This is a genomic window from Streptococcus oralis subsp. oralis (assembly GCF_002096455.1).
GTDB classification, from domain to species: Bacteria; Bacillota; Bacilli; order Lactobacillales; family Streptococcaceae; genus Streptococcus; species Streptococcus oralis_CY.
In genome coordinates this window covers 910,564-926,254 of record NZ_NCUL01000008.1, presented here as the reverse complement: position 1 = coordinate 926,254, position 15,691 = coordinate 910,564, and the positions used below count along the sequence as shown (strand labels likewise).

Sequence of the window (15,691 nt, the reverse complement as noted above, 5' to 3'; positions counted from 1 at the left end):
TTATAAAGCAGAAGTCTGACAAAATCGTCAGACTTTTTTCATTTTTATGAGAAACGTGCTAACTGCTAGAAATTATGGTAAAATAGAGTGTTAAGTAATCGTGGAAAAGGAAGACTATGCGTAAAGAAATTGCACCTGAATTATACAACTATAACAAGTTTCCTGGCCCAGAATTTCATGTAAATGGGGATAAGGTTGAGACTGAAGGAATTGCTTTTACCTTGGTTGAAAATATCAAGGATGCTTTCGATGTGACAGTCTTTAATCAACGCTTCTCAGAAGTGTTGACCAAATTTGATTATGTCGTGGGGGACTGGAGTAATGAACAGCTCCGCCTACGTGGTTTTTACAAAGACGATCGAACAGAGGAAAAAATTGAAAAAATCAGTCGCTTACAGGATTATCTTTTAGAGTACTGTAGTTATGGTTGTGCCTATTTTGTTCTAGAAAATCAAGCACCGAAACGGGCTTCATTTGACAAGAAAAAGCGTAAAAAGGAAGAGGAAAACCTTCCTAGAAGAGGCAAGAAACCTTCGCAAAACAAGAGAAAACCAAATACGGATAAGCGAAATAGACGTCGTCTTAAGGACCAAAAGTCTCAGAAAGAGGACAAGGGACAGCGCCATTTTGTCATTCGTCAGAAATAGATAGAGAATAAGGAGAAGAGATGAAACCGTCTATTTATAGTTTAACACGTCAAACCATGCAAGAATGGGTTTTAGAACAAGGAGAAAAGAAATTCCGAGCAGATCAAATCTGGGAATGGCTTTACCGTAAACGTGTCCAGTCATTTGAAGAAATGACCAACCTTTCCAAGGATTTGATTGCTAAGCTCAATGACCAGTTTGTGGTAAATCCTTTGAAACAACGGATTGTACAAGAGTCAGCTGACGGTACTGTTAAGTATCTTTTCGAGTTGCCAGATGGCATGTTGATTGAGACAGTACTCATGCGTCAACACTACGGTTTGTCAGTCTGTGTGACCACTCAGGTTGGCTGTAATATTGGTTGTACCTTCTGTGCATCAGGCTTGATCAAGAAGCAACGTGACCTCAATAACGGGGAAATCGTAGCGCAGATCATGCTAGTTCAGAAATACTTTGATGAACGTGGTCAGGATGAACGTGTCAGCCATATCGTTGTTATGGGAATTGGTGAACCATTTGATAACTACAACAATGTTTTGAATTTTGTCCGTACCATCAATGATGACAAGGGGATGGCAATCGGTGCTCGTCACATCACGGTTTCAACCTCAGGTTTGGCCCATAAAATTCGTGACTTTGCTAATGAAGGCGTACAGGTCAATCTGGCTGTTTCTCTTCACGCACCAAACAATGAATTGCGTTCAAGCATCATGAAGATCAACCGTGCCTTTCCGATTGAAAAGCTCTTTGCAGCTATTGAGTACTATATCGAAACAACCAATCGTCGTGTAACTTTTGAATACATCATGCTCAATGAAGTCAACGATGGTGTAGAACAAGCCTTGGAATTGGCTGAATTGCTCAAAAACATCAAGAAATTGTCATATGTCAACTTGATTCCCTATAACCCAGTTAGTGAACATGACCAATATAGCCGTAGTCCTAAAGAGCGCGTGATGGCCTTCTACGATACCCTCAAGAAAAAAGGGGTCAACTGTGTTGTTCGTCAAGAGCATGGTACAGATATTGATGCAGCTTGTGGACAATTACGCTCCAATACAATGAAACGTGACCGCCAGAAGGCAGTCGCAGCGGTAAATCCATAAAATGACTAAAAAAAGAGAATTAATCTTAAGATTGGGAGTGGCTGTTTACAGCCTATGCATTGTCTGTTTTTGCTTCACTCCCCAGCCTCAACTTCCTACAGGAGTGGAAACTCCAGGTATTCAAACTTTTGGACGCCTGGTTTTTCTTTTAACTCCCTTAAACTCCCTTTGGAATCTGGGTGAAGTGACTAGTTTGGGACAAGTCCTTTGGATCTTTTTGCAGAATATTTTAAATGTCTTCTTGCTTTTCCCGCTGATTTTCCAACTTCTCTATCTTATGCCTGGTCTAAGAAATACTAAGAAAGTGATTTTGTTCAGTTTTTTACTAAGTCTAGGAATTGAGTGTACGCAACTGGTCTTAGACTTTTTCTTCGACTTTAATCGCGTCTTTGAGATTGATGATTTGTGGACCAATACCCTGGGAGGCTATTTGGCTTGGCTCCTCTATAAAGGACTACATAAAAATAAGATAAGGAATTAGAATGAGTATTTTAGAAGTTAAAAATTTGAGTCACGGTTTTGGTGACCGTGCAATTTTTGAAGATGTGTCTTTCCGTCTCCTAAAGGGAGAACATATCGGTCTAGTCGGTGCCAATGGTGAAGGGAAATCAACCTTTATGAGCATTGTGACTGGTAAGATGTTACCAGATGAAGGGAAGGTAGAGTGGTCTAAGTATGTGACTGCTGGCTACCTGGATCAGCATGCTGTGCTAAAGGAAGGCCAAACCGTGCGAGATGTCTTGCGGACAGCCTTTGATGAGCTATTTAAAGCAGAAGCTCGTATCAATGACCTCTATATGGAAATGGCCGAAGACGGAGCGGATATCGATGCGCTGATGGAAGAAGTTGGCGAACTCCAAGACCGTTTGGAGAGTCGTGATTTCTATACTTTGGATGCTAAGATTGATGAAGTAGCGCGTGCCCTCGGTGTCATGGACTATGGCATGGATACAGATGTAACAGCCTTATCAGGTGGACAAAGAACCAAGGTGCTTTTGGCTAAACTCCTCCTTGAAAAACCAGATATTTTGTTGCTTGACGAGCCAACCAACTACTTGGATGCTGAACACATTGACTGGCTCAAGCGTTATCTCCAAAACTATGAGAATGCCTTTGTCCTTATTTCGCACGATATTCCTTTCCTCAACGACGTAATCAATATCGTTTACCATGTGGAAAATCAACAGTTGACGCGTTACTCTGGTGACTACTACCAGTTCCAAGAAGTCTATGCCATGAAGAAATCTCAGTTGGAAGCGGCCTATGAACGTCAACAGAAAGAGATTGCGGACCTCAAGGACTTTGTCGCTCGAAACAAAGCGCGTGTCGCAACGCGTAATATGGCCATGTCCCGTCAAAAGAAACTCGACAAGATGGATATCATTGAACTCCAAAGCGAGAAACCAAAGCCGTCCTTTGATTTCAAACCAGCTCGTACGCCAGGGCGCTTTATCTTCCAAGCCAAGGACTTGCAGATTGGTTATGACCGTCCCCTTACCAAGCCCTTAAATCTCACTTTTGAACGCAATCAAAAGGTCGCCATTATTGGAGCCAATGGTATCGGGAAAACAACCCTCTTGAAGTCTCTCTTGGGAATTATTCCTCCCATCGCTGGAGAAGTTGAACGCGGTGATTACCTAGAACTTGGTTACTTTGAGCAAGAAGTAGAAGGTGGCAATCGCCAGACGCCTCTAGAAGCGGTCTGGAATGCCTTTCCAGCCCTTAACCAAGCAGAAGTACGTGCAGCCCTTGCTCGTTGTGGCTTGACAACTAAGCACATCGAAAGTCAGATTCAGGTCTTATCAGGTGGAGAACAAGCCAAGGTGCGTTTCTGTCTCTTGATGAATCGTGAAAACAACGTTTTAGTACTTGACGAGCCGACCAACCACCTAGATGTGGATGCTAAGGAAGAACTCAAACGCGCTCTCAAAGAATACAAGGGTTCTATCCTTATGGTTTGCCACGAACCAGACTTCTATGAAGGCTGGATGGACCAAATCTGGGACTTTAACAAGCTAACTTAAAAGCACTAAAAAGGCCAAGTCGAAATGACTTGGCTTTTTTGACTAGTAATTTAAAAAGCTTTCAACTTCAGATTTCTCAATTTCTTTACCGTAGTGGCAAATCGGACAAGAAACGAAGTAACTTTTACCATAAGGAAAAAGTGGAATCCAGTAAAGGGTGAACTTGCGCCCAGTTTCTACGATTTCCCAAGTGTCGACATTGTTACAATGACCACATTCGATCGCTGTTTGCGTATGTCCCAAGTCTTTCTGATAACCTTTAGAACCCCAAAATAAAATCATGTCATCGTCTCCTTATCTGTTGATGGCTTATTTTTTACTGAAGTCGTAGTCTTTCACCACTTCGATACTATCAATGGTGATAGCAGACGTTGGTTTGTCTTTCTCATCTTTTTCAGCCTTGGCAATCTTGTCAACAATATCCATGCCATCGATGACTTGACCAAAGACAGGGTGTTTGCCGTCTAGACTTGGATTTCCACCCTCTTTATAGGCTTCGATGATTTTCTTTGGATACTTGCTTGTAGGGAGTTTAGCAGAAATATCTGTTGAGTTTTGGTTGATAAAGAACTGGCTACCGTTGGTGTTTGGTTGACCAGTGTTAGCCATAGCAAGGGCTCCTCGGATATTGTATAGGTAAGGAGAGATTTCATTTTTGAAACCAGTTCCCTTGTCCTTTGTTTTATCCTTATCATGCCAGATAGATTGGCCGCCTGTACCATCTCCCTTAGGATCTCCAGTTTGGACCATAAAGCCATCGATGACACGGTGGAAGGTGATGCCGTTATAATAGCCTTCCTTAGCGTGAGTAAGGAAGTTTTCAACTGCTAGTGGTGCTAGTTTTGGAAAGAGTTTGATGCGGATATCGCCTTGATTTGTATGTAAAATGACCTCGGCTTCATCTTCGGCAACTTCCTTAGAAAGTTGAGGGAAGTTGGCATTTTCATTGGTCAATGCGTCATTTAAATCTTTGGCAGCCTGAGCAGCTGCTTTTGAGCTTTCTTCAGCAGAGATACTAGAGTCGACATATTCATCACCACGGAGACCACGTTGGATACTAGTACATCCAGCAAGGGCTACCGTTGATAGTAAAAGAAGGGTTGCTAGTTTTTTCATTGTTAACCTCTCAAAAATTCATTTCTACCATTGTACCTTAAAAGGAGCTTGATTTCAAATGTAAAAGATTTTACTAAAAATTTCTAGTAGTAAAAAAAAATAAAACTCTGTCAAGTTTTTTTCTTGACACCTGTCAGAAATCTGCTATAATAGAACATGTGCTAAATAGCTCAGCTATTTCACCGAAATAAAAAAATAAGAAAAGAGACATTAAAAAATGGCAGTTAAAATCCGTTTGACTCGTATGGGTTCTAAGAAAAAACCTTTCTACCGTATCAACGTAGCAGACTCACGTTCACCACGTGACGGACGTTTCATCGAAACAGTTGGGACTTACAACCCACTTGTTGCTGAAAACCAAGTAACTTTGAAAGAAGACCGCGTTCTTGCATGGTTGGCTGATGGAGCTCAACCTTCAGATACAGTACGCAACATCCTTTCAAAAGAAGGCGTATTGAAAAAATTCCACGATTCTAAATTCTCAAAATAAGTTTAAAGTAGGTTGACAGATGGATACGATTGAAAATCTCATTATTGCGATTGTGAAACCTTTGATTTCACAACCTGATGCCTTAACTATCAAGATTGAAGACACACCAGACTTTTTGGAGTATCACTTGGATCTTGACCAGAGCGATGTCGGTCGTGTTATCGGTCGTAAAGGTCGCACTATCTCAGCGATAAGAACGATTGTCTACTCTGTCCCAACTGAAGACAAGAAAGTAAGAATCGTTATCGATGAAAAATAAGAAAAGCGGGACAGAAGTCTCGCTTTTTTGTGAGGAGTTGAAGATGAAAGATTTAACATTTAGACAATTACAAGCCTACTTACTCGAACATTACCAGCAGTCTCGGACTGAGGAAGGCCTCTTTATCAAGTTAGTGGAGGAAGTTGGAGAAGTAGCTGAGGTCTTGAATGGGCGCTCTGGTCGAAAAGAGGGCGTCCAGGACTCAAACGAGGAACTTGCCAAAGAACTAGCTGATATTATTCACTACACTGTCGCAATTGCGGCCATTAACGATATTGACCTAACCAAAACCATTTTTGACAAAGATAAGAAGGCTGCCATTAAGTACCAACATGAACGAGATTTGGAAGGATTTTTGAAGAGAAAGGAGAGTTGATGTCCTCTTTCTCCAACTTGTGAAAATCCCTGGAACGTGATAAAATAAAGGATAAGGGTTTTTAATAAATCATTGTTATAGAATGAGTGGATTTCTTTATGAAACGGTTTGAAGTAACTACAAAAATTGGCAGTCTCTCTGTTACTTATAAAAAGCAAAAGAAAGTGCTTGTTTGTCTAAATGGAGCAGGTTTGCTACCAAGTTATGAAAATTTTTCACTTATACTTGAAAAACTTCCTCCTACAATTGGGTATTTGACAATTGATTTTCCGAACACAGGTAGAAGTCCGATTCATGATCAATCTGGAAAAAATCTGGACAATCTTGTAGACGCGGTTTATGAAGTACTTGAAGAATTGGCGATTTCTGAATATATACTTTGTGTTCATAGCTTGAGTGGAATTTTAGCTTGCAAATTGATGAAATCAATTAAGTGTCAGGCTTTAGTAGCAATTGAACCGACAACTAAAAAAGTCATGTTTGCTGATTTTTCAGAAAATCCTTATCCAGAAATGGAAGAGCAGATGGGACTGATTGACGAGTATGGTCCTGAACTTTATTTTAAGAACTTAACTCAAGCAACATTTAGCTCTGAAACGAATGAAGAAATCTGGGAAATAATGCAAGAAAAAGGCTTAGAGTTGGAAAAGCAAAATCCAGGATTTCAGATATCTGGAGAGATTACTGAGGAAGATTTTGAGAATGTATCTATTGAAGCTCATATTCCTGTTTTTATTTTTTGTCAGGCTTATAGAGAAAAAGAGTACAGAGAGTCAGAGTATTGGACTTCCAATACTAAACTCATTTTAGGAGGGAATCACCATTATTTACAATGGTCAGAATCAGAAAAAATTGCAGCCATCATTCGAGAATTGTCATAATAAGATGGAAAGAAGGAGAGTACAGGAGACAAGATGAACTACTTTAATGTTGGGAAAATCGTCAATACGCAGGGGCTACAGGGTGAGATGCGAGTCTTGTCTGTGACCGATTTTGCTGAGGAACGCTTTAAAAAAGGGGCAGAGCTGGCTTTATTTGATGAAAAAGATCAGTTTGTCCAAATAGTGACCATCGCTAGCCACCGTAAACAAAAGAATTTTGACATTATCAAATTCAAAGACATGTACCATATCAATGCGATTGAAAAATTCAAAGGCTACAGTCTCAAGGTCTCGGAGGAAGACCTAAATGACTTAGACGATGGGGAATTCTACTATCATGAGATTATCGGTTTGGAAGTCTATGAGGGAGAGAACCTGATTGGAACTATCAAAGAAATCCTACAACCAGGTGCTAATGATGTCTGGGTGGTCAAGCGAAAAGGTAAGCGTGATTTGCTTTTACCTTATATTCCGCCAGTAGTTCTCAATGTTGATATTCCAAACAACCGTGTCGATGTAGAACTCTTAGAAGGGTTAGATGATGAAGATTGATATTTTAACCCTCTTTCCAGAGATGTTTTCTCCACTGGAGCACTCAATTGTTGGAAAGGCTCGAGAAAAAGGGCTCTTGGATATCCAGTACCATAATTTCAGAGAATACGCTGAAAAGGCCCGTCATGTTGACGATGAGCCCTACGGAGGTGGTCAGGGGATGTTGCTCCGTGCCCAACCTATTTTCGATGCCTTTGATGCCATTGAAAAGAATAATCCCCGCGTCATTCTTCTCGATCCTGCTGGGAAACAGTTCGATCAAGCTTACGCTGAGGATTTGGCTCAAGAAGAGGAGCTGATCTTTATCTGTGGTCACTATGAAGGGTATGACGAGCGCATCAAGACCTTGGTAACCGATGAAATTTCCCTAGGAGACTATGTTTTGACTGGTGGTGAATTGGCGGCCATGACCATGATTGATGCGACTGTTCGCCTAATTCCTGAAGTGATTGGTAAGGAGTCTAGTCACCAGGATGATAGTTTCTCTTCAGGTCTTCTCGAATATCCTCAGTATACTCGCCCTTATGACTATCGAGGCATGGTCGTGCCAGATGTGCTCATGAGTGGGCACCATGAAAAGATTCGCCAGTGGCGACTGTATGAGAGTCTAAAGAAAACCTACGAGCGCAGACCTGACCTGCTAGAAAACTATCAACTAACAGCAGAGGAAGAAAAGATGCTGGCTGAAATCAAAGAAAACAAAGAATAAAGGAGAACCTTATGCAAGTAATCAAACGTAATGGAGAAATTGCTGAATTTGATCCAGATAAAATTTACCAAGCTGTCCTAAAAGCAGCTCAAACAGTTTATGTTTTGACCGATGACTTACGTCAAAACTTAGCTCAAGTTACTAAAAAAGTCGTTTTGGACTTGGAAGAAGCAAAAGTAGAACGTGCGACTATCAGTATGATCCAGTCAATGGTTGAGCACCGCTTACTTGGAGCTGGCTACATTACCATTGCAGAACACTATATCTCTTATCGCTTGCAACGCGATTTGGAGAGAAGTGGCTATGGTGAGCATATCGCCGTTCACCTTCATTTTGAACAAATCCGTTAAGAAAAAGAGTGGGATGCAAAGAACATCTCACTCTTTCTTAAATAGACTTTTCTGAGCTTTTTGTACAGTTGAGGGAACGAAACGAAGTCGCTTAATGTCACTGATACGAATGATTCGGGTCACGTTTTTTGAAAAATTTTTGACGATAATTTGTTGGCGATTAGCATCGTGTTTGACAATATCACCCGTAAAACTTGTCTCAGCTAGTATGACATGAACAGCAGATTTTTTCTGGATAGCCTGCTCGATTGTAGCTGTTAGGGAGTTGTCTTCGGTTTGGTGAGGTTCGTCATTTCCATTGAGAAAACCCTGTAGTTTATCTAGTACAAGTTTAAATGTTTGTCTCATAAGATCCTCCCTTCTTATATATCCACATTATATAAAATTTTCCTAAAAACCACAAGATTTTTACGAATAGACTATAGAAAGCATATCACATAAAGGAGTTAAAATGGCAGAATTTACATTTGAAATCGAAGAACACTTGCTCACCTTGTCTGAAAATGACAAAGGATGGACAAAAGAACTAAATAGAGTCAGCTTTAATGGAGCACCCGCAAAGTTTGATATTCGTTCTTGGAGTCCTGACCATACTAAAATGGGCAAAGGAATCACGCTTTCCAATGAAGAATTTCAGGTAATGGTCGATGCCTTTAAAGGGGGACAATAAAAAGAATCTTGAGTGTAACTCAAGATTCTTTTTTAGGACACAATATAGTCACAGAGAGAAGTCTTAGATAATTGAATGAAAGTCTCTCTATACTCTTCAGGTGGTATTGGATTATCTTTACGAATCCAGACTTCAATGAAAGAGATTGCCATGGTCGTAATGATATAAGCGATGTCCTCTTTATTAAAATTATATTTCAGTTGGTAATTGACATTCTTTAGTACCCACTCTGAGTATGTTCCACGCAGAAATTCCTTCCAACATGGGTCGACTTGTGTGGTATACAAGGTGTTAACAATTTCCCTTTTTTCGTATATGAGCGGAAGTATATGGTCTGCTAAAAAGCTGATAGGATCTCCATCATTGCTAGGGCAGTACTTATTAAAGACGTTAAAAATGTGCTGATTGGTCTCTTCGTGAATGTATTCGATAATATCTTCAAAGTTGTTAAAATGCTTTTGATAAATCGCTTGTCGTGAAATACCAGCTTCAGCAGCAATTTCAGTCATTGTAAAGGAACTACGCTGAGGATTTTTCTTAGCTAGTGTGATGAGAGCTCTAATGATTAGCTCACGAGTATTCTTTGCCATAGAATTACCTTTCTACTTATAATTATTTACAGTTATTTTTGAATGAAGAAAAATCAGAATGTTCAAGTTAATATAAACAATCAATGAACATTAAATTTTCTGAATCTTTTAGGTAGCTCTATTGTATCACAAATAATTTATAAAATATAGCTCAATCATTGAAAATGCGTTTTCTGAAAAGTATACAATTGCTAAGAATCCAAAATCAATGGAAGCTTATTTGGTTTGAATCAATTAGAATACTTTTCTACTTTGCATATCGTGAATAGCTGTAATTTGAAGAATAAAACGATTAATATTCATACCGGTATAAGAATAGTCAAGTAGCTAAATAGTGTACAGTTGATTCTTAGAAAGGAAATAGTCCAGAACAATTGTTCTGGACTATTCTTTTATCTTGAAAAATATGGAAGGCTGTTCAATCGTTCGAGTAGGGGACGACTAATGAAACTAATGGCAATAATCTTACCAAGATCAGGGAGGATAAAGGGAAGGACACCGACAGCTAGTGCCTTATCAAATGGCATCCCGGCAAGGAAGTGGAGGCTGAGAATACCTCCGACAAAGACGAGTGAATCGCCCAAGAGGTTGGCTAGGAAAATGCGAATGTAGCTACTTTTTTGATGGATGAGATAAGATGTAAGTCCAGCATAGACAAGGTCGAACCAAAGATAGCCTGCACTTGGGCCGACTAAAACGTGAAATCCAGCTCCTCCCCCTGCAAAAACAGGTAAACCAATGGCACCCAGCAAGAGATAGAGAGCTACAGATAGAACAGCTTCTCTGGGTCTAAAAACAGTAGCAATCAGACCGATCGCAAAGTTTTGCAGAGTGAAGGGGACAGGACCGATAGGGAGACTGATTTGTGCCAATACGGCGATGAGAGCAGCACCGATAGCAGGGATAGCATAGATATGAGCTTTTTTCAAAACTGTTAACCTCTTTTCAAAATTATAGTAACTATTATACTAATTCAGAAACAAAAGTCAACCTATTTTTGGAATCAAGGTAACAATTTTGTAACGGCCGATTTTGCAAGTAAAAAGAGACCTCAAGAGGTCTCTTGCGATAATTAGCGCATGGTCACAAATTCTTCTGAAGCGGTTGGGTGGATTGCTACTGTAGCATCAAAGTCCGCCTTGGTTGCTCCCATCTTGATGGCAACCGCAAATCCTTGAATCATCTCATCCACTCCGTAACCAAGTCCGTGTAGGCCAACAACTTTTTCGTCAGTACCTGCAGTGATGAGTTTGAAGCGAGATTCTTGACGATGGCTTGTAACGGCTGAGTACATGGATGCAAAGCTTGACTTGTAGACTTTGATGTTATCTTGGCCGTATTCTTTGATGGCTTGATCTTCAGTTAAACCGACTGTTCCGATTGCTGGGTGGGAGAAAACAACTGTAGGGATAGTCGTGTAGTCCATCTTGGCGTTTGTTTTCCCGTTGAAGAGGCGTTCAGATAGGGTACGTCCTGCCTTGATGGCTACTGGGGTCAGTTCTTTCTCACCAGTAACGTCTCCAAGAGCATAGATGCCATCTACAACTGTATTTTGGTATTCATCGACTTGGATAAATCCACGTTGGTTGAGTGTAACTCCAGCCTTTTCTAACTCCAGACCGTCTACATTTGGACGGCGACCGGTAGCCCAGATAACTTGGCTGGCAGTGTGACTAGAACCGTCTTCGAAATGAATGGTAATACCTTGCTCCGTTTCTTCGAGCTTGACGGGTACCTTATGTGTGTGCAAAGGTAGACCTGTTTTTTCCATTTCATTGACAAGACCTTCAACGATGTAGCTGTCAAAACCACGTAAAGGACGATCTCGGCGGACGAACAAATCAGTTTTTACACCGAGTGCATGGAGAACACCAGCTAGCTCAACCGCGATATAGCCTGCGCCTAGGATAGCAACGGATTCAGGAAGTTGCTCCCAAGCAAAGACATCGTCTGAGCTACCACCGAGTTCAGCTCCAGGAATAGTTGGAATGCTTGGTCGAGCACCAGTCGCAATCACGATATGCTTGGCACGAATCAATTCACCATTAACGCTGACCGTATGAGCATCAACGAAATGAGCACGACCTTCAATCAAATCAACACCGTTGCGCTTGAAACTTCCATCATAAGACGAGCGGGCACGATCGATGTAGGCTTCACGATTTTGACGAAGTTTAGCAAAATCAAATTGAACATCTGAACTTGTAAAACCGTAGTCAGGGCCGTAGTGGTGGAGGCTTTCAGCGATTTGCGCTCCATACCACATGATTTTCTTAGGAACACAGCCGACATTGACGCAGGTTCCACCTAATTTTTTCTCCTCGATAACAGCTGCTTTAGCCCCGTGTTCACCAGCTCGGTTCATAGTGGCGATACCGCCACTTCCTCCACCGATGGCGATGATATCATATTCTCTCATAGAAAACTCCTTATAGCTTTGATAGTCATATTCTATCGTTTTTATTTTTTGAATGCAAAAATCTGCTACGATAAAAAAATTATAAAAACGCTTGCCAAATTCAAAAAGATATTGTATTATATATCTAGCACAATAATCCAATAAACGAATACCGAACGAAATAATGATCCTGAATTGTCATTGTTTCCATCTGAACTGTCATTGTTTGGTCTCGGTATTTCTGATATAATGGTTTTTGTAAGGCAAAAGAATAAAGGAGCTTAAAAATGAAAAGAAATAAAAAGGCAAAAAAATGGCAATTATACACAGCGATTGGTGTTGCCAGTGCTATTGTTATCGGTGCTGCGGGGATTTTGATTTTTAGACAACCTTCCCAGTCAGCAGTCAAGGATGAAACCTCCCATATCATTACCGCTAAGGAAGGTTCTGTTGCTTCATCGGTTCTCTTGTCAGGTTCGGTTACAGCAAAAAATGAACAATACGTTTATTTTGATGCTAGTAAGGGAGATTTAGATGAAATTCTCGTTTCAGTCGGGGACAAGGTCGAAGAAGGGCAAGCGTTGGTCAAATACAGCAGTGCAGATGCTCAAGCTGCCTATGATGCAGCCGATCGTGCAGTTGCAAAGGCAGACCGTCATATTGAGGAGTTAAACAAAGCTCGTGAAAATGCATCAGCTGTACCAGCTTCCCCACAAGTTCCAACAGAAGCTGGACTCCCAGAACAAGCGCAAGCAGCGACTTCTTCAGTATCCTCTATCGACTCTCAAATCAGTGATGCCAAGGATAATCGTGCAGATGCTGTGGCTCAGCTCAACAAGGCTCAAGCACAGCTAGATGCCGCAACTGTCCTCAGTACACTAGAAGGGACTGTAGTTGAAGTCAATCGTAATGTTTCCAAATCGCCAACAGGTAATAGCCAAGTGGTAGTACATGTCGTAAGTAATGAAAACTTGCAGGTCAAAGGGGAGTTGTCTGAATACAACCTTGCTAACCTTTCTGTTGGGCAAGAAGTTACCTTTACTTCGAAGGTTTACCAAGATAAGAGCTGGACAGGAAAAATCAGCTATATTTCTGATTATCCTAAGAACAATGGAGAAGCAGCAAATGCAGCTCTTGGAGGGAATACTGGATCTAAGTATCCTTATACTGTTGATGTGACTAGCGATATCGGTGAGTTGAAACAAGGCTTCTCTGTCAGTGTGGAAGTCAAAAACAAGAGTAAAGCCATCCTTGTTCCTTTGACAAGTGTCGTTACCGAAAATGACAAAAACTATGTCTGGCTCGTTGACGACCAGAAAAAAGCGAAGAAGGTAGAAGTTACTTTGGGGAATGCGGACGCAGACAACCAAGAAATTACTTCAGGTTTGACAGACGGTGCCAAGGTCATCAGTAATCCAACATCTTCCTTGGAAGAAGGAAAAGAGGTGAAGGCTGATGAAGAAACTAATTAGTCTCAAAAATATCTGTAGGAGTTACCGAAATGGTGACCAAGAACTGCAGGTCCTTAAAAATATCAATCTAGAAGTTCATGAAGGTGAGTTTGTTGCTATTATGGGACCATCTGGTTCTGGTAAATCTACGTTGATGAATACCATCGGAATGTTGGATACACCAACCAGTGGAGAGTACTACCTTGAAGGTCAAGAAGTGGCAGGTCTTGGAGAGAAACAACTGGCCAAGGTCCGCAATCAGCAAATCGGCTTTGTCTTTCAGCAGTTCTTTCTCTTGTCCAAACTCAATGCACTTCAAAACGTCGAGTTGCCCTTGATTTACGCTGGTGTTTCGGCTTCTAAACGTCGGAAATTGGCGGAGGAATTTCTGGAAAAGGTTGAGTTGACGGAGCGCAGTCATCATTTGCCTTCTGAGTTATCAGGTGGTCAAAAGCAACGTGTAGCGATTGCACGTGCCTTGGTAAATAATCCCTCTATCATCCTAGCAGACGAACCCACAGGAGCCTTAGATACCAAGACAGGAAATCAAATCATGCAGCTGTTGGTGGAGTTAAACAAGGAAGGGAAAACCATTATCATGGTCACGCATGAGCCTGAGATTGCTGCCTATGCCAAACGCCAAATTGTTATTCGTGATGGGGTCATCTCGTCTGACAGTGCTCAGGTAGAAAAGGAGGAAAACTAGATGCAGAATCTGAAATTTGCCTTTTCATCCATCATGGCCCATAAGATGCGTTCCTTCCTCACCATGATTGGGATCATCATCGGAGTTTCGTCTGTCGTTGTCATCATGGCTCTGGGAGACTCCATGTCTCGTCAGGTCAATAAAAACATGACCAAATCACAGAAGGATATCCATGTCTTTTTCTCGCCAATCAAAAGCAAGGACGGCTCCTTTACGCAGAAACAATCCGCTTTGACAGTCAGTGGGAAAGAAGAGGATGTTCATGTTGAACCACCAAAACCACTGGAGTCTTGGGTCAAGGAGGCTACCAAACTCAAAGGAGTAGACAGTTATTATGTCACCAACTCGACCAACGTTACCCTATCTTATAAGGATAAGAAGGTTGAACGAGCGACTCTGACAGGGGGAAATAGCACCTATATGAACGCAGTTGAAAATGAAATCGTTGCGGGTAGAAGTCTAAGATCGCAAGACTACAAGGAATTTGCCAGTGTGATTTTGCTAGATGAAGAACTAGCCAAGAGTTTGTTTGATAGTCCAGAAGCTGCGGTTAATCAAATCATTTCTGTTAATGAATTTAGTTACCGTGTGATTGGTGTTTATACTAGTAATGAAGCTAAAACTGCGAAAGCCTTTGGGATTGGTGGTCTTCCAATTACGACTAACATATCTCTCGCAGCCAATTTTAATACTGATGAAATCTCGAACATCGTCTTTCGTGTCAATGATACTAGTCTAACGCAGACCTTGGGACCAGAGTTGGCTCGAAAACTGACTGAGATTGCAGGCCTTCAGCAAGGGGAGTACCAAGTTGCGGACGCAACTGCCGCCTTCCAAGAGGTACAACAACTATTTGGTTTTATGACCACTGTTATCAGTGCCATCGCAGGAATCTCTCTCTTTGTCGGGGGAACTGGTGTTATGAATATCATGCTGGTTTCGGTGACAGAACGCACGCGTGAGATTGGTCTGCGGAAGGCTCTCGGAGCTACACGAGCTAATATCTTAGTACAGTTTTTGATTGAGTCTATGATCCTAACCTTGCTAGGTGGTGTCATCGGTCTTGGGATTGCTGCTGGAATGACGATGTTAGCTGGAGTATTGCTTCAAAACATGATTGCAGGTATTGAAGTTGGGGTTTCCCTCCCAATCGCTCTCTTTAGCTTGGCTGTGTCAGCCAGTGTTGGGATGATTTTCGGAGTCTTGCCGGCCAATAAAGCGTCTAAGCTTGATCCGATTGAAGCCCTTCGTTATGAGTAATCTAAACAAGAGGAAAAACAAGATGGACATTTGTCTGTCTTGTTTTTGTATGGATTTTCCTATCGAAAATCACTAAAAATATGATATAATGAAGTGTTAGAAAATC

At 41.3% G+C, this 15,691-nt stretch carries 21 protein-coding genes; 15 read left to right on the top strand and 6 right to left on the bottom strand.

The window, feature by feature from the left end:
- The first annotated feature begins 116 nt into the window (after window positions 1-116).
- Genes B7720_RS09085 through B7720_RS09070 form a run of 4 tightly spaced genes read left to right on the top strand, consistent with a single transcriptional unit; the run spans window position 117 to window position 3,777 of the window.
- Window positions 117-647: a YutD family protein gene (locus tag B7720_RS09085; RefSeq protein WP_084857662.1), complete on the top strand. Its 531-nt coding sequence runs from the start codon at window positions 117-119 to the stop codon at window positions 645-647.
- Between the two features lie 20 nt (window positions 648-667).
- Window positions 668-1,753 carry a dual-specificity RNA methyltransferase RlmN gene (gene rlmN / locus B7720_RS09080; RefSeq protein ID WP_000804762.1) on the top strand — a complete coding sequence of 362 codons (1,086 nt, stop codon included), beginning with the start codon at window positions 668-670 and terminating at the stop codon, window positions 1,751-1,753.
- Window position 1,754: 1 nt separating this feature from the next.
- A complete protein-coding gene (locus B7720_RS09075) occupies window positions 1,755-2,234 on the top strand; it encodes a VanZ family protein (protein WP_000163106.1) in 480 nt (159 codons plus the stop codon).
- 1 nt (window position 2,235) lies between these two features.
- A complete protein-coding gene (locus B7720_RS09070) occupies window positions 2,236-3,777 on the top strand; it encodes an ABC-F family ATP-binding cassette domain-containing protein (protein ID WP_049485069.1) in 1,542 nt (513 codons plus the stop codon).
- 42 nt (window positions 3,778-3,819) lie between these two features.
- Here B7720_RS09070 and B7720_RS09065 read toward each other — a convergent pair whose 3' ends face one another.
- On the bottom strand, window positions 3,820-4,059 hold the full coding sequence (locus tag B7720_RS09065) for a zinc-ribbon domain-containing protein (protein WP_000600215.1): 240 nt from the start codon (window positions 4,057-4,059) through the stop codon (window positions 3,820-3,822).
- A 27-nt stretch (window positions 4,060-4,086) separates the two neighbouring features.
- Entirely contained in the window at window positions 4,087-4,893 is an 807-nt protein-coding gene (locus B7720_RS09060; RefSeq protein WP_042769227.1) for a peptidylprolyl isomerase, read from the bottom strand.
- Between the two features lie 217 nt (window positions 4,894-5,110).
- Between B7720_RS09060 and rpsP the strand changes: the two genes are divergently transcribed.
- The 7 genes from rpsP (at window position 5,111) to B7720_RS09025 (ending at window position 8,510) form a co-directional block, all read left to right on the top strand.
- Window positions 5,111-5,383 carry a 30S ribosomal protein S16 gene (gene rpsP / locus B7720_RS09055; protein WP_000268760.1) on the top strand — a complete coding sequence of 91 codons (273 nt, stop codon included), beginning with the start codon at window positions 5,111-5,113 and terminating at the stop codon, window positions 5,381-5,383.
- A 19-nt stretch (window positions 5,384-5,402) separates the two neighbouring features.
- Complete coding sequence (gene kphA / locus B7720_RS09050) at window positions 5,403-5,642, top strand: RNA-binding protein KphA (protein WP_084857660.1); 240 nt, start codon at window positions 5,403-5,405, stop codon at window positions 5,640-5,642.
- 43 nt (window positions 5,643-5,685) lie between these two features.
- The gene (locus tag B7720_RS09045) at window positions 5,686-6,018 is read left to right on the top strand and encodes a MazG nucleotide pyrophosphohydrolase domain-containing protein (protein WP_084857775.1); all 333 of its coding nucleotides are present in this window, start codon (window positions 5,686-5,688) and stop codon (window positions 6,016-6,018) included.
- 98 nt (window positions 6,019-6,116) lie between these two features.
- Window positions 6,117-6,899, top strand: coding sequence for an alpha/beta hydrolase family protein (locus tag B7720_RS09040; RefSeq protein ID WP_084857658.1), 783 nt, complete (start codon window positions 6,117-6,119; stop codon window positions 6,897-6,899).
- Window positions 6,900-6,932: 33 nt separating this feature from the next.
- Window positions 6,933-7,451, top strand: coding sequence for a ribosome maturation factor RimM (gene rimM / locus B7720_RS09035; RefSeq protein WP_084857656.1), 519 nt, complete (start codon window positions 6,933-6,935; stop codon window positions 7,449-7,451).
- Complete coding sequence (trmD, locus tag B7720_RS09030) at window positions 7,441-8,160, top strand: tRNA (guanosine(37)-N1)-methyltransferase TrmD (RefSeq protein WP_070838408.1); 720 nt, start codon at window positions 7,441-7,443, stop codon at window positions 8,158-8,160. Before rimM ends, trmD begins: the two co-directional genes overlap by 11 nt.
- A gap of 11 nt (window positions 8,161-8,171) precedes the next feature.
- The gene (locus tag B7720_RS09025; protein WP_084857654.1) at window positions 8,172-8,510 is read left to right on the top strand and encodes an ATP cone domain-containing protein; all 339 of its coding nucleotides are present in this window, start codon (window positions 8,172-8,174) and stop codon (window positions 8,508-8,510) included.
- Between the two features lie 27 nt (window positions 8,511-8,537).
- Here the strand turns inward: B7720_RS09025 and B7720_RS09020 are convergent, their stop codons facing one another.
- Complete coding sequence (locus tag B7720_RS09020) at window positions 8,538-8,858, bottom strand: hypothetical protein (protein WP_084857652.1); 321 nt, start codon at window positions 8,856-8,858, stop codon at window positions 8,538-8,540.
- A 103-nt stretch (window positions 8,859-8,961) separates the two neighbouring features.
- On the opposite strand from B7720_RS09020, the gene B7720_RS09015 reads away from it, so the two are divergent.
- Window positions 8,962-9,180, top strand: a complete 219-nt coding sequence (locus B7720_RS09015) for a YdbC family protein (protein ID WP_000807419.1) — start codon at window positions 8,962-8,964, stop codon at window positions 9,178-9,180.
- Window positions 9,181-9,212: 32 nt separating this feature from the next.
- Here B7720_RS09015 and B7720_RS09010 read toward each other — a convergent pair whose 3' ends face one another.
- From B7720_RS09010 to gor, 3 genes are all read right to left on the bottom strand, one after another.
- Entirely contained in the window at window positions 9,213-9,770 is a 558-nt protein-coding gene (locus tag B7720_RS09010) for a TetR/AcrR family transcriptional regulator (RefSeq protein WP_084857650.1), read from the bottom strand.
- Between the two features lie 392 nt (window positions 9,771-10,162).
- On the bottom strand, window positions 10,163-10,699 hold the full coding sequence (locus B7720_RS09005) for a biotin transporter BioY (protein ID WP_000709012.1): 537 nt from the start codon (window positions 10,697-10,699) through the stop codon (window positions 10,163-10,165).
- Between the two features lie 143 nt (window positions 10,700-10,842).
- Window positions 10,843-12,189, bottom strand: coding sequence for a glutathione-disulfide reductase (gor, locus tag B7720_RS09000; protein WP_001209564.1), 1,347 nt, complete (start codon window positions 12,187-12,189; stop codon window positions 10,843-10,845).
- A gap of 266 nt (window positions 12,190-12,455) precedes the next feature.
- Here gor and B7720_RS08995 point away from each other — a divergent pair, with 266 nt between their 5' ends.
- From B7720_RS08995 to B7720_RS08985, 3 genes are read left to right on the top strand one after another with little or no spacing between them, the layout of a single operon-like run.
- Complete coding sequence (locus B7720_RS08995) at window positions 12,456-13,640, top strand: efflux RND transporter periplasmic adaptor subunit (protein WP_084857648.1); 1,185 nt, start codon at window positions 12,456-12,458, stop codon at window positions 13,638-13,640.
- A complete protein-coding gene (locus tag B7720_RS08990; protein WP_000733788.1) occupies window positions 13,624-14,325 on the top strand; it encodes an ABC transporter ATP-binding protein in 702 nt (233 codons plus the stop codon). The genes B7720_RS08995 and B7720_RS08990 overlap by 17 nt, the downstream gene beginning before the upstream one ends.
- Window positions 14,326-15,585, top strand: coding sequence for an ABC transporter permease (locus B7720_RS08985; RefSeq protein ID WP_084857647.1), 1,260 nt, complete (start codon window positions 14,326-14,328; stop codon window positions 15,583-15,585).
- The last annotated feature ends 106 nt before the right edge of the window (window positions 15,586-15,691 follow it).